Source organism: Curtobacterium sp. AG1037 (assembly GCF_003349855.1).
Classification (GTDB): Bacteria; Actinomycetota; Actinomycetes; order Actinomycetales; family Microbacteriaceae; genus Curtobacterium; species Curtobacterium citreum.
Map to the genome: position 1 here is coordinate 342,642 of NZ_QQAO01000001.1, position 12,737 is coordinate 355,378.

At 72.3% G+C, this 12,737-nt stretch carries 13 protein-coding genes; 6 read left to right on the forward strand and 7 right to left on the reverse strand.

Features of this window, described 5'->3' with window-relative positions; translation table 11 throughout:
* Window positions 1-88: 88 nt before the first annotated feature.
* Window positions 89-946, reverse strand: coding sequence for an acyl-CoA thioesterase II (locus tag DEU32_RS01585; RefSeq protein ID WP_114849038.1), 858 nt, complete (start codon window positions 944-946; stop codon window positions 89-91).
* Between the two features lie 43 nt (window positions 947-989).
* Here DEU32_RS01585 and DEU32_RS01590 point away from each other — a divergent pair, with 43 nt between their 5' ends.
* Together DEU32_RS01590 and DEU32_RS01595 are read left to right on the forward strand one after the other, a co-directional pair.
* Window positions 990-1,691: a hypothetical protein gene (locus DEU32_RS01590; RefSeq protein WP_114849039.1), complete on the forward strand. Its 702-nt coding sequence runs from the start codon at window positions 990-992 to the stop codon at window positions 1,689-1,691.
* Between the two features lie 131 nt (window positions 1,692-1,822).
* The gene (locus DEU32_RS01595) at window positions 1,823-2,665 is read left to right on the forward strand and encodes an NAD-dependent epimerase/dehydratase family protein (protein ID WP_114849040.1); all 843 of its coding nucleotides are present in this window, start codon (window positions 1,823-1,825) and stop codon (window positions 2,663-2,665) included.
* Window positions 2,666-2,774: 109 nt separating this feature from the next.
* Here DEU32_RS01595 and DEU32_RS01600 read toward each other — a convergent pair whose 3' ends face one another.
* From DEU32_RS01600 to pepN, 3 genes are all read right to left on the reverse strand, one after another.
* Window positions 2,775-3,179 carry a globin gene (locus DEU32_RS01600; protein WP_058740442.1) on the reverse strand — a complete coding sequence of 135 codons (405 nt, stop codon included), beginning with the start codon at window positions 3,177-3,179 and terminating at the stop codon, window positions 2,775-2,777.
* Between the two features lie 59 nt (window positions 3,180-3,238).
* Window positions 3,239-4,321 carry a mechanosensitive ion channel family protein gene (locus DEU32_RS01605; protein WP_114849041.1) on the reverse strand — a complete coding sequence of 361 codons (1,083 nt, stop codon included), beginning with the start codon at window positions 4,319-4,321 and terminating at the stop codon, window positions 3,239-3,241.
* A gap of 84 nt (window positions 4,322-4,405) precedes the next feature.
* Window positions 4,406-6,985 carry an aminopeptidase N gene (pepN, locus tag DEU32_RS01610; protein ID WP_114849042.1) on the reverse strand — a complete coding sequence of 860 codons (2,580 nt, stop codon included), beginning with the start codon at window positions 6,983-6,985 and terminating at the stop codon, window positions 4,406-4,408.
* Window positions 6,986-7,121: 136 nt separating this feature from the next.
* Between pepN and DEU32_RS01615 the strand changes: the two genes are divergently transcribed.
* Window positions 7,122-7,751 carry a DsbA family protein gene (locus DEU32_RS01615; RefSeq protein WP_114849043.1) on the forward strand — a complete coding sequence of 210 codons (630 nt, stop codon included), beginning with the start codon at window positions 7,122-7,124 and terminating at the stop codon, window positions 7,749-7,751.
* A 174-nt stretch (window positions 7,752-7,925) separates the two neighbouring features.
* Here the strand turns inward: DEU32_RS01615 and DEU32_RS01620 are convergent, their stop codons facing one another.
* Window positions 7,926-8,453, reverse strand: coding sequence for a GNAT family N-acetyltransferase (locus DEU32_RS01620; RefSeq protein WP_114849044.1), 528 nt, complete (start codon window positions 8,451-8,453; stop codon window positions 7,926-7,928).
* On the opposite strand from DEU32_RS01620, the gene DEU32_RS01625 reads away from it, so the two are divergent.
* The 3 genes from DEU32_RS01625 to DEU32_RS01635 are packed head-to-tail and all read left to right on the forward strand — an operon-like array spanning window position 8,452 to window position 10,574.
* Window positions 8,452-9,105: a helix-turn-helix domain-containing protein gene (locus DEU32_RS01625; protein WP_114849045.1), complete on the forward strand. Its 654-nt coding sequence runs from the start codon at window positions 8,452-8,454 to the stop codon at window positions 9,103-9,105. The two genes, DEU32_RS01620 and DEU32_RS01625, sit on opposite strands and share 2 nt — an antisense overlap.
* 32 nt (window positions 9,106-9,137) lie before the next feature.
* Window positions 9,138-9,626 (forward strand): ribose-5-phosphate isomerase, encoded by a 489-nt coding sequence (locus DEU32_RS01630; RefSeq protein ID WP_058740432.1) that lies wholly within the window; start codon window positions 9,138-9,140, stop codon window positions 9,624-9,626.
* Between the two features lie 18 nt (window positions 9,627-9,644).
* Window positions 9,645-10,574, forward strand: a complete 930-nt coding sequence (locus DEU32_RS01635) for an Fpg/Nei family DNA glycosylase (protein WP_114849046.1) — start codon at window positions 9,645-9,647, stop codon at window positions 10,572-10,574.
* 4 nt (window positions 10,575-10,578) lie between these two features.
* On the opposite strand, the gene DEU32_RS01640 is transcribed toward DEU32_RS01635, so the two are convergent.
* Both DEU32_RS01640 and DEU32_RS01645 read right to left on the reverse strand, forming a co-directional pair.
* A complete protein-coding gene (locus DEU32_RS01640; protein ID WP_114849047.1) occupies window positions 10,579-12,060 on the reverse strand; it encodes an amidohydrolase in 1,482 nt (493 codons plus the stop codon).
* A complete protein-coding gene (locus DEU32_RS01645; protein WP_114849048.1) occupies window positions 12,057-12,710 on the reverse strand; it encodes an FMN-binding negative transcriptional regulator in 654 nt (217 codons plus the stop codon). The genes DEU32_RS01640 and DEU32_RS01645 overlap by 4 nt, the downstream gene beginning before the upstream one ends.
* Window positions 12,711-12,737: the final 27 nt, after the last annotated feature.

The window sequence follows — 12,737 nt, forward strand, 5'->3', positions numbered from 1 at the left end:
ATGACGATCTGCGGCGCGGTGCGCTTCCGGTTGTGCGAGCGCACACTGCACCGCGGAACGGCACGGCACGCAGCTCGAAGCGCACCCCTCACCGCGGGACGCGCATCATCCCCTCCTGCGCCACCGATGCCAGCAACCGCCCGTCCCGCGCGAACATCCGGCCGAACGCCAGTCCCCGCCCGCCCTGCGCACTCGGGGACTCCTGCACGTACAGCACCCAGTCATCGGCGCGACCGTCCCGGTGCCACCACATCGCGTGGTCCAGGCTCGCGCTCTTCACCCCCGGCGTTCCCCAGGCCACCCCGTGCCGCCGCATGATCGGCTCCAGGATCGACATGTCGCTCGCGTACCCCAAGACCGCACGGTGCAGGGCAGGATCGGCCGGCAGCGCTCCTTCCACGCGGAACCACACCGCCTGGTGCGGCACCTGCTCGCCCTGCACGTCGACGAAGACCGGGCCCTCGACGTGCCGCAGGTCGATGGAGCGCTCGGCCCAGGCCTGTGCGACGGGGTGGTCGATCGCGGACAGGATCGACGCCGCGGACGGCAGCGACTCCGGCTCGGGGACGTCGACGGGGAACGGGTCCTGGTGTTCGACGCCCTCGTCGGGGCGTTGGAACGAGGCGATCATCGAGAAGATCGGCACGCCCCGCTGGTACGCCTGCACGCGTCGGGTCGCGAAGGACCGGCCGTCGTGGATGCGCTCCACCCCGAAGGTGATCGGGACGTCGATGTCGCCAGGGCGCAGGAAGTAGCCGTGCATCGAGTGGATGTCACGGCCCTCGATCGTGGCCTGCGCGGCGACGATGCACTGCGCCAGGACCTGCCCGCCGAAGACCCGCCCGCCGGGGGACCAGTGGCTCGCCCCGGTCAGGATCGTCTCGCCCGTGCTCGCGCCGGTGTCCTGGAGGCGCAGGGTGCTGAGGAAGTCGGGTTCGCCGTTCACACCCGCAGTCTACGAACCGGCCCCCGGTAGGATCGGACCCGACATGGGCACCTCGTTCACGCTTCCCGACGCCGCCTCGCTCGGCGACCTCCGCACCTACCTCGGACGCGCTGCCCGCATCGAGGACGGGTCCGTCCGGCTCGTCGCCGACTCGGGCGTCCTCGCGGTGTACACGGCGATCCTCTACCCGCTCGGCCTGCTCGACGAGCTGCCGACGGTGCTCGGCCTCCGCACGTTCTCGCTCACCGAGCCCGCGACGATCGACGCCGTGGTGCCGCTCGCGTCCCTGCAGGAACGTCTCCGCTTGCTCGCCGAGCACCACGACGCCGAACGCGCCGACGGAGCCGACCCGACCCGGGCGACCCCGATCGAGGTCGAGCTCCCGCACGAGGTGCACACCGTCACCTGGGCGGCGATCAGCCCCCCTCGCGGTGGGTGGGTGCCCCTGCCGGACGTCTCGCCGGAACTCCTCCGCCGTGCCGCTCGCGACGGCATCGCCGAGGTCGCGGACGCCGTCCCGGCGAGTGCGGGCGAGGCGATCGTGCGCCGCATCCGGTCCGAGGTGTGGGGCCGTCCGGTGCCCGGGATCGAGCACCTGCCGGCCGGCGCGGGTTTCGCGGGGGAGAGCCTCGGGTTCCTCGGGCACGACCCCGTCCGGCTGTTCGAGACCGGACCGTGGAGCCGGCTCACGACGTCGCGCGGGCACGTCCTCGTGAAGCGCCGCGCCTGGTCCCTCAGCATCTGACCCCGAACCGAAGCCGCCCAGCGTTGATCGACGACGACCGACCGGCCGACGACGCCGCCGCGACCGCCTGCCTGAGCGGACCAGACCGCCACGTCCACCCCGCACCATGACACGCGTGGTTGGGTGACGGCATGCAGGTCTTCCTCACCGGTGCGTCCGGCTACATCGGCTCCTCCGTCCTCCGCGCCCTCGTCGCCCACGGGCACGAGGTCACGGCCCTCGTCCGCTCCGACCAGAAGGCGCAGGCCGTCCGGGACGCGGGCGGCCACGCGATCGTCGGCGACGTCACGGACACCGACGTCGTCCGCCGGCTCGCCCACGAGTCCGACGCGGTCGTGCACACGGCCTCGGCCGCGGACGTCGACCCGGACTTCACGGAGACCGTGGCCGAGGCCCTCGCGGGGACCCCGAAGCCGTTCGTGCACACGGGCGGGATCTTCACGTTCGGGAACTCGACGGACATCTCGGAGCAGTCGCCGGTGGACCCGCCGGCCCTCACCGCGTGGCGCGCCCCGATCGAGGCACGCGTGCGGGCGAGCGCCGCGCGGACGACGATCGTCGCGCCCGGCATCGTCTACGGCCGCGGCGCCGGCATCCCGGCGATGTTCGTCGGCGACGGCGAGCACGAGGTCCGCCTGGTCGGCGACGGCTCCCAGCGCTGGACGACGGTGCACATCGACGACCTCGGCGAGCTGTACGTGCTCGCGGTGCACGCCGCCGAGCAGGACGGCTACGTGGTGGCTGCGTCCGGCGACAACCCGACGCTGCGCGAGGTGGCCGAGGCGGGCGCGCACGGCTCACCGGTCGTCGCGGAGAGCGTCGACGCGTCGCGCGAGCGCCTGGGGGCCGACTTCGCGGACGCCCTGCTGCTGCACCAGGAGGCCTCGGGCGCGCACGCGCGCGCCGACCTCGGCTGGCACCCCACGCGGCCGACCCTGGTCGAGGACCTGGCCGACGGGTCCTACGTCCGGTAGTCCGCACCGCTCCGAGCGGGGGAGCAGACGGACGGGAGGATCGTGGCGGGCCCGCCACGATCCTCCCGTCCGTCTGCTGGTCGCGTCGCCGACGCGAGCCGGTCCGCGGTCAGTCGAACGTGTTCGTCATCGCGTGGGCGGCACGGTCGAGGTAGGCCCAGAGCTCGGCTTCGTCGAGGGGCGCGAGGTCGAGCGACTCCACCGCGTCGTGCATGTGGTGCAGCCAGCGCTCGCGGGCCTCGGGCGTGATGCGGAACGGGTTGTGCCGCATCCGCAGCCGCGGGTGCCCGCGCTCCTCGCTGTAGGTGCCGGGGCCGCCCCAGTACTGCTGCAGGAAGGCCGACAGGCGCCAGATCGCACCCTCGAGGTCGTCCGCTGGGTACATCGGCCAGATCACGTCGTCCTGCTGGACGCCCTCGTAGAACCGCCGGACCAGCCGGTCGAACGTCGGCGCGCCGCCGATCCGCTCGTAGAGCGAACCGGTCGCCGACGCCCCGTGCTCGCCGACGCGCAGCGTGATCGGTTGCGCCGGGACGCCACCGGGGCCCGAGCCGGGGCCGGGGATCGGATCGTTCACTGGTGGTCCTTCCCGGGATCCTGGTCGCGGTCCTGGTCGTCCGTGCGGATCGCCCGTCCGAACAGGTTGCCACGCTTGCCCCCTCGGGACTTCGTCGGTGCCGGCGTCGGCTGGGTCCGGACCGAGCGCAGACCGTTGATCGAGGTGGCGTTCTCCCAGCCCTCCGGCATGATCATCGCCATCGCCGGCAGGGTCACCCCGAGCTCGTCGACGGCGCGCTTCAGGCGGACCCGGAGCTCGCGACCGACGACGTCGAGCTCGGACGCGCGGGTCTTCACGACGAGGCGGAACACCATGCCCGCGTCGCTGATCGACTGCATGCCCCAGATCTCCGGCTTCTCGACGATCCGCTGGCGCCACCGGGGCTCCTGCGACATCGTGACGGCGGCACGGAGCAGCGCGTCCTGGACGGCGTCGATGTCCGTGTCGTACGGCACGGTGATGTCGACGAGCACGCGCGACCAGCCCTGCGAGAGGTTCCCGACCCGCAGGATCTGCCCGTTCGGGACGAACCACAGGATGCCGTTGACGTCGCGGATCTGCATGACGCGGAGCCCGACGTTCTCGACGACGCCGGTCGCGGGCCCGGTGTCGACGACGTCGCCGACGCCCGCCTGGTCCTCGAGGATCATGAAGACCCCGGACAGCAGGTCCTTGACGATGCTCTGGGCACCGACCGCCAGGCCCGCGGCGATGAGCGAGGCGCCGCCGACGATGCCGACCGCGGCGTTCGGCAGCACGAGCGGGATGATCACCGCGAGGGCGATGAGCACGACGACGACCGTCGCCAGGTTCTCGAGCACGCTGCCCAGCGTGCGGGTCCGCTGCACGACGCGGGCGGTCTGGACGGGGGAGGCGACGAGCGCCTGGGTGTCCTCCACGTTCTGGCGGCGCTTGGCCCCGGTGACGACCCGCTCGACCACGCCCTTGATCGTGTGGCGGAGGACGAGCCGGACGATGACCGCCGCGAGGAGCGTGATGACGATGACGATCGGCACGTGCCAGGTGTCGACGAACTGGGTGAAGGTGTTCGACATCCACTTGGGGACGTCGTCGGTCGAGGTCGCAGCCAGGTTCATGATCCGATCGATGCTAGAGGGCGGGGCCTCGGCGACCCCTGAGGATCACCGAGGCCCCGCCCGTGCGTGGTCGTCCGACGCAGGTCAGGCGTCGGCCGCCTGGACGCGCAGCGCGCGCTCGGTACCGGCGACGTTCTCCGACACGATGCGGCGGAGGGCCGGGGTCTCCGGGTGCGCCGCGAGCCAGGCGTGCGCGGCGTCACGGAGCTCGACGGACGCGAGCGGTGCCGGGTAGAGCCCCGTCACGATCGTGTCGGCCATGTGGTAGCTGCGCTCGGCCCAGATGCGGGTGAGGACGTCGAAGTACCCCGACACCAGTCCCTCGAGCACGACCGGGCTGTTCGTGTGCTGGAACCCGACCGTCGTCTGCCGCACGATGGCGTTCGGCAGCTCGTCCGAGTCGACCAGCGACGAGAACGCCGCGAGCTTGCCCTCGGCCGTCGGGATGGTCGCACGGGCGCGGGCCGCGGCCTGCTCGCCCGACGCGGTCTTGTCCGCGGCGAGCTCGGCGTCCACCTCGGCGTCGCCGGCGGCGCCCGCGAGCACCAGCCCCTCGAGGAGCTCCCAGCGCAGGTCGGTGTCGATCTCGAGCCCCGGGAGCGTGACCGAACCGTCACGAAGGCCCTGCAGCGTCACCACGTGCTCCGGCGTCGAGGCGATCTGCGCGAAGAACTTCACGAACTGGAACTGCGCATCCGACCCGGCGGCCGCGGCGCTGGCGAGCTGCCAGAGCGTGTCGCCGACGGTGCGGACGGTGGCCTCGACCTTGGCCGGCGCGACGTAGTTGCGGGCCGAGAGCAGGAGCTGCGACAGCGTGGTGCGGATGGTCGTCGACTCGGTCTCGGTCGCGATGTTGCCGAGCACGAGCCGGACGTAGTCGCTCGCGGGGGACTCGGCGTCGCGCGTCGCGTCCCACATCGCGCCCCAGACGATCGACCGGGCGAGGGGGTTCGCGATCGCGGCGAGGTGCTCGATCGCGGTGCGGCGGGACTGCTCGTCGAGGCGGATCTTGGCGTACGCCAGGTCGTCGTCGTTGAGCAGCACGAGGTCGCCGCGGTGCACGCCGACGAGCTCGGGGACCTCGGTCCGGGCGCCGTCCACGTCGATCTCGACGCGGTGGGTGCGCTCGAGCTTGCCGCCCGAGGACGCGGTGTCCGCGCCGAACGGGGCGGTCTCGTCGGCGACGAACCCGTAGACGCCGATCGCCAGGCGGTGCGGGCGGAGCGTCGGGTGGTCGGCCGGTGCCTCCTGCAGGACGGCGAAGGACGTGATCACGCCGGACTCGTCGACCTGGATCTCCGGACGGAGCGTGTTCACGCCGGCGGTCTCGAGCCACAGCTTCGACCACTCGGACAGGTCGCGGCCGCTGGTCGCCTCGAGCTCGACGAGCAGGTCGCGCAGCTCGGTGTTGCCGTGGTGGTGCTTCTTGAAGTACGCCGAGACGCCCGCGAAGAACGCGTCGATGCCGACCCACGCCACGAGCTGCTTGAGGACCGAGCCGCCCTTGGCGTACGTGATGCCGTCGAAGTTGACCTGGACGTCCTCGAGGTCGTTGATCGTCGCGACGATCGGGTGCGTCGAGGGGAGCTGGTCCTGGCGGTACGCCCAGGACTTCTCCATCGCCTGGAAGGTCGTCCACGCCTCGGTCCACTCGGTGGCCTCGGCCGTGGCGATGGTGGACGCCCACTCCGCGAACGACTCGTTCAGCCAGAGGTCGTTCCACCACTTCATCGTGACGAGGTCGCCGAACCACATGTGCGCGAGCTCGTGCAGGATCGTGACGACCCGGCGCTCCTTGATGGCGTCGGTGACCTTCGAGCGGAACACGTAGGTCTCGGTGAAGGTGACAGCACCGGCGTTCTCCATCGCGCCGGCGTTGAACTCGGGCACGAAGAGCTGGTCGTACTTCTCGAAGGGGTAGGCGACGTCGAACTTCTCCTCGAAGTACGCGAAGCCCTTCTTCGTGGTCTCGAACACGTACTCGGGGTCGAGGTACTCGGCCAGCGAGCGACGCGCGAAGACACCGAGCGGGATGGTCCGGCCGTCACGGCTGGTCAGCTCGTCGCGCACGACCTCGTACGGGCCGGCGACGAGCGCGGTGATGTAGCTCGAGATGCGGGCCGTCGGGGGGAACGCCCACGTTGCGACCTCGCCGTCGACGTGCGGCTCCGGGGTCGGGGCGTTCGAGACGACCTGCCAGCGCGCCGGGGCGGTCACGGTGAAGGAGAACTCGGCCTTGAGGTCGGGCTGCTCGAACACCGCGAACATGCGACGGGAGTCCGGCACCTCGAACTGGGAGTACAGGTACACCTCGTCGTCCACCGGGTCGACGAAGCGGTGGAGCCCCTCGCCGGTGTTCGTGTAGAGCGCGTCGGCGACGACGACCAGCTCGTTCTGCTCCTGCAGCCCGTCGAGCTGGATCCGCACGCCGTCGTTCACGGCGGCGACGTCGAGCGCGGTGCCGTTCAGCTCGACCGAGTGCACGGTCTTCGTGATGGCGTCGATGAACGTGGCGGCGCCGGGCGTCGCGGTGAACCGGACCCGCGTCGTGCTGCCGAACGTCTCGGCGCCGCGGGTCAGGTCGAGCTCGACGTCGTACGTCTGCACGTCGACGATCGCGGCACGTTCCTGGGCTTCGGTTCTGGTGAGGTTCTCTCCGGGCACGGACGCTCCAACTTCGCTGACGGCGCGGACGATCGATGTCCGCGGTGAGGGGGTCCCGGCACGGCGTCGTGCGCCGTCGGGACGATGGGATCAGCCTAGCGAGCGCGCGTACGCTCGCATCGTGACCGAGACGACTGTGGACAAGACCGAGACGACCCCCACCGCTGTGGAGTTCTGGTTCGACCCGAACTGCCCGTGGGCCTGGATGACGAGCCGCTGGGTCGGCGAGGTCGCCCGGCACCGCGACCTCGACGTGACCTGGAAGGTGATGAGCCTGTTCGTCCTCAACGAGGACCAGGACATCCCCGACGACTACCGGGAGCGGATCCACGAGGGGCAGCTCTACCCGCGCATCGTCACCGCCGCGAAGCTCCGGCACGGGCAGGAGATCGTCAAGCCGCTGTACGACGCGCTCGGCGAGCACGTCCACCACCGCCAGGAGTCGGTCCCCGAGCAGGTCGTCCCCGCGGTGCTCCGCGAGCTCGACCTCGAGGCGGACCTGCTCGAGTACGCCTGGACCGACGAGGTCGACCAGGCCGTCCGTGCGAGCCACCAGGAGGGCATCGACCGGGTCGGCCAGGACGTCGGCACCCCGGTGATCGCCGTCGAGGGCACCGCGTTCTTCGGTCCGGTGATCTCCCCGGCGCCGACGGGGCAGGAAGCCCTGGACCTGTGGGACGGCGTCGTCGCCGTCGCGAAGTACCCCGGCTTCTTCGAGCTCAAGCGCTCGCGCACCGTCGGCCCGATCTTCGACACGGTCGAGTAGCGCCCGCGACGCACGAGACGCGCCCGCGACTGCTCGCCGTCGCACCCCCGCCCGGACACCGCACCCCAGTACGACAGGGTGCGGTGTCCGCGCGGGGGTGCGATGCGCGACCGCGGACCGGACGGGAGGCGCGGTGCGGGCCCGCCACGCGCCTCCCGTCCTCCGGTGCGCCGCTCAGTCGAGCGGCAACCGCATCAGGGTCAGGTCGAGCCACCGGTCGAACTTCCGCCCGACCTCGGGCAGGACGCCCACGGTGGTGAACCCGAGCCGCTCGTGCAGGGCGATCGACCCGACGTTCGACGAGCAGATGCCCGCCATCAGCACGTGCACCCCCGCGGCGCGGGCGTGGTCGACGAGCGCGTCCATCAGGACCGTCGCGACGCCCCGCCCGCGGAACGCCGGCACCACGTAGACGCTGTGCTCGGCGGTGTGCCGGTACCCCTGGTGCGGCCGGAACGCGCTGTAGGTCGCGTAGCCGGCCACGACGCCGTCGACCTCGGCGACGAGCACCGGCAGCCCTGCGCCACGGCGGTCGGCGAGCCAGCCGTCGAACCACGGACGCGGGTGCGGCTCGTCCTGCCAGATCGCGGTCGAGTGCAGGACGGCGTCGACGTGCAGTGCGTGGACGACGTCGAGGTCCCGCGGCTCGCAGTCCCGCACCGTGACCGGAGCGGTGGAGCCCGTCGCATATGCTGTCGTCATGTCTCAGATCGTAGACGACGCCGCGGCGCTCGAGGAACCCGGCGACACGACGGGCGCCGAGCACCCGGACGACGCCGCGCAGCGTCGACTCGGTGACCGGCTGCAGCGCCTGCGGACCGAGCGGAAGTGGAGCCTCACCGAGCTCGCCGAGGAGTCCGGCGTCTCCCGCGCCATGATCAACCGCGTCGAACGCGGGGTCTCGAGCCCGACCGCGACGATCCTCGGACGGCTGTCCGGCGCGTTCGGGCTCACGGTCTCCCAGCTCCTCGACGAGTCCCTCGAGCACGACGTCCCGCGCACGGCCGACCCCGACGCCGCGCGGGGCGTGCAGCGCGGTGCGACCGCCGACTCGTGGACCGACCCGGAGACGGGGTACCGCCGGCGCCCGGTGTCGAGCGCCGCGTTCCCCGCCGACGTCACCGAGGTCCGCCTGCCGCCCGCACAGCAGGTGGCGTACCCGGCGAGCGCCTACGCCTTCCTCCGGCACTGCATCTGGGTCGTCGACGGCGTGCTCGAGGTCGTCGCGGGCGGCGAGGTCACCCGCCTCGGCGCAGGGGACCGGATCGAGCTCGGCGAGCCGGCGGACGTGGTCTACCGGAACCCCGGCGAGGACACCGTCCGGTACGTCGTCGTGGTGGTCCGGGCGGCGTAGGGCGGTCGTCCCGCGGGAATAGGATCGGTCACATGCGCATCCACCTCGGAACGGACCACGCCGGCCTCGAGTTCACCAAGACCCTCGCCCAGCACCTGACGGAGGCCGGGCACGAGGTCGTCGACCACGGACCGACCGAGTACGACGCGCTCGACGACTACCCCTCGTTCTGCATCAACGCCGCGCACGCCGTCGTGCGGGACCAGCGTGCGGGCGTCCAGGCCCTCGGTGTCGTGTTCGGCGGCTCGGGGAACGGCGAGCAGATCGCCGCGAACAAGGTCGAGGGCGTCCGGGCCGCGCTCGTGTGGAACGAGTCCACCGCGCTGCTCGCCCGCCAGCACAACGACGCCAACGTCATCTCGATCGGCGCCCGCCAGCACACCGAGGACGAGGCCATGCGCTTCGTCGACCTGTTCGTCGCGGAGCCCTTCTCCGGCGAGGAGCGCCACGCCCGCCGCATCGCCCAGCTGGCGGAGTACGAGACGACGGGGCACATCGCCGGTCGGCAGATCGACGAGTAGCCCGGGTAGACAGGACCGATGCCAGAGGGTCACTCCGTCCACCGCATCGCGAACCAGTTCTCCCGGCACTTCGTCGGAAAGCGCTGCGAGGTGTCGAGTCCGCAGGGCCGCTTCGCCGCCGGGGCCGCCCAGCTCGACGGCAAGAAGATGGTGGCTGCGCGGGCCGTCGCGAAGCAGATGTTCCTGGAGTTCGAGGACGACCTGTTCCTCCGCGTGCACCTGGGCCTGTACGGCGCGTGGGACTTCGCGGGCCTGATCTCCTCCGCCGAGGCGCTGTCCGAGGACGGCGACGGCGAGGAGTCGCTCGCGTCGATCGGCGCCCCGCGGCTCGCCCGGTACCGGATGGCCGAGCAGGAGAAGGCCGAGGACCCGATCGAGTCGTTCCCGCCGGACCCGGTGGGCCAGGTGCGGGTGCGGATCCTCACCGAGGACACCGTCGCCGACCTCCGTGGCCCGACCGCCTGCGTCGTCGAGGACCCCGCCGGCGTGCAGAAGGCGCTCGACAAGCTCGGTCCCGACCCGATCAACGACGACGGCCCGGAGGCCGAGCGGACCTTCGTCGAGAACGTCCGGAAGCGGAACGTCGCGATCGGGCAGCTCCTGATGGACCAGTCGGTCGTCGCGGGCATCGGCAACATCTACCGCGCCGAGCTGCTGTTCCGGCAGCGCATCGACCCGTACAAGCCGGGGAAGAAGATCACCGTCAAGCAGGCGAAGGCGCTGTGGCAGGACTGGTCGAAGCTCCTGCACGCGGGCGTCCGGGACGGCCTCATGCTCACGATGGACGACCTGTCCGAGGCCGATCACAAGAAGGCCGTCCGGTCGCGGAAGGACCGCCACTGGGTGTACCACCGCGAGGGCGAGCCCTGTCGGGTGTGCGGGACCGAGATCCGGATGGCGGACATGGCCGGCCGCAAGCTCTACTGGTGCCCGAAGGACCAGAAGTAGCGCGTCACGCCGAGCGGTGCGTGAACCGCCCCGCGATCGCGGTCGCCAGCACCGGCATCGACCGGAGCAGGTCCGACGGTTCGGTCGTCGCCACCGCGAGCGGGTCGGCGGGCAGCAGCACCAGGTCCGCGACGTCGCCGACCGCGACCGAGACCCGGCCGTCCGTCGACCCCCGCCACGCGGCGAGCGCCGACATCCGCTGCTCCGGGTGCCACGGCTCCCGACCACCGCGGTCGCGTCCGACGGCGGCCGCCATCCCGACCCACGGGTCGAGCGGCGCGACGGGCGCGTCCGAGCCGAGCCGCAGCGTCGCCCCGGCCCGCTCGAGCGCCGCGAACGGGAACGCCCGGTCGGTGACCCCCGCCCAGTGCCGGTCCGCGATGTCCCGGTCGTCCATCGCGTGCTCCGGCTGCACGGACGCGACCACGCCGAGTCGCGCGAACCGCTCGAGGTCGGTCCCGTCGAGGAGCTGCGCGTGCTCGATCGACCCGCGCGTGCCGACCGCCTCGAACACGTCGAGCGCGAGGGTGTTCGCCCGGTCGCCGATCGCGTGCACGGCGGGGACGAGCCCGGCGTCGACCGCGCGGCGGACCATGGCCACGAGGTCGTCGAACGCGTGGGCCAGCACCCCCTCGCCGTCGGCGGTCGCGGCCGTGCGCGTGCCGAGCGACCCGTCGGTGATGACCTTGAACGGCCCCATGGTGAGCAGGCCGCGGGTGCCCGGGACGACGTCCCCGGTTCGCAGGCCCCTCGCGACCACGTCGTCGAGCTCGTCCGGGTACACCCCGGACGCGACGCGCAGGCCGTCCGTCCCGGCGTGCACCCGCCGGGTCCAGCGGTCGAGTCCGAACCGCATCTCCAGGTCGACGATGCGCGTCACGCCGCGGGCCGCGGCCGCCTCGACGGCGTCCGTGACGTAGCCGTCGAGGACCGCGTCGGGGACGCGGGAGAGCGCGGCCGTCACGTCGAACGCGTCCTGCTCGCGCAGCACCCCGTCGTCGCCCGCCATGAGCGGGCGGCCCACCTCGGCGGAGAACCGCTCGAGGGCGAGCGCGTTGCACCAGACGGCGTGCAGGTCGCCGCTGATGACGACGGCCGGGAGGCGCGGTGCGGCCCGGTCGATCAGCTCGCGTCGCGCAGGGCGGGGCCAGAGGCCGTCCCGGTAGCCGTGCCCGACGAGCACCCCGTCGACGGGACCGGTGCGCAGGACCTCGGCGAGCAGGTCGGCGGTCGCCTCCGCGGAGGCGCAGCCGGACACGTCGACGCGTCGCCGGACGAGGGCCCACTGGTCGAAGTGCACGTGGTGGTCGACGAGGCCCGGACCGAGCCAGGCGCCGCCGGTGTGGACGACGTCGGTGTCGGGGCCGGCCGCGTCGAGCGTGCCGGCCGGCGCGACCGCGGTGACCCGCCCGTCGACGATCCGGACGTCGGCGGGGGCGCCCGAGGTGCCCACCCGTCGGACGGTGCGGAGCAGGAGGTCGGTCACTGTGCCTCCAGTCCGTCCGCGCGCTCCGCGCGCACCCGGTCCATCTCGTCGGCGAGCGCCGGCGACGCGTACGGGCCGTCCCCGCGGAGTTCCTCGACGATCCGGGCGACCACGTCCGGCGCCTTGTTCTGCGAGAGCTTGGCGCGGGCATCGAAGCGGGTGACCCGGATCCGGACGCCGACCGTGCCCTGCGCGATCCGTCGGGCGGTGTCCGGGTCGACGTCGAGCGAGACCGGCTCGGGCATCACCCGTTCGAAGTGGTCGACGAGCTCGCCGAGCACGCGGAAGTTCTCGTCGTCGGACAGGATCTCCGGCGTGCCCCACAGGTGCGCGGTCACGTGGTTCCAGGTCGGGACGAACTGCTCCGGCGGGTACCAACCGGGGGAGACGTAGCCGTGCGGGCCCTGGAACACGACGAGGACCTCGTGCTGGCCGAGCTCGTGCGCGACCTCGTCCGGACGGCCGACGTGCGTCACGAGCACGATCGCGTCCGGGTCGTCGTCGGGCCCCGGCGTCTCGAGCAGCACGGGGTAGTGCGAGGCGACCGTGCCCGCCGCGGTGTGCGACACGATCGTCGCCCACGGGTGCTCGGCGACCACGCGCTTGACCTCGTCGACGTCGGTCATCAGGAACCGGGGTGTGTGCCGCATCCGACGAGCGTGGCACATGCCAGGCTG

What these genes read in the sequence shown, in the direction of transcription:
- DEU32_RS01620 (WP_114849044.1), bottom strand. Translation starts at nt 8,453, where the DNA reads ATGACGACAGCATATGCGACGGGCTCCACCGCTCCGGTCACGGTGCGG.
- DEU32_RS01590 (WP_114849039.1), top strand. Translation starts at nt 990, where the DNA reads ATGGGCACCTCGTTCACGCTTCCCGACGCCGCCTCGCTCGGCGACCTC.
- DEU32_RS01630 (WP_058740432.1), top strand. Translation starts at nt 9,138, where the DNA reads ATGCGCATCCACCTCGGAACGGACCACGCCGGCCTCGAGTTCACCAAG.
- DEU32_RS01645 (WP_114849048.1), bottom strand. Translation starts at nt 12,710, where the DNA reads ATGCGGCACACACCCCGGTTCCTGATGACCGACGTCGACGAGGTCAAG.
- DEU32_RS01625 (WP_114849045.1), top strand. Translation starts at nt 8,452, where the DNA reads ATGTCTCAGATCGTAGACGACGCCGCGGCGCTCGAGGAACCCGGCGAC.
- DEU32_RS01605 (WP_114849041.1), bottom strand. Translation starts at nt 4,321, where the DNA reads ATGAACCTGGCTGCGACCTCGACCGACGACGTCCCCAAGTGGATGTCG.
- DEU32_RS01635 (WP_114849046.1), top strand. Translation starts at nt 9,645, where the DNA reads ATGCCAGAGGGTCACTCCGTCCACCGCATCGCGAACCAGTTCTCCCGG.
- DEU32_RS01595 (WP_114849040.1), top strand. Translation starts at nt 1,823, where the DNA reads ATGCAGGTCTTCCTCACCGGTGCGTCCGGCTACATCGGCTCCTCCGTC.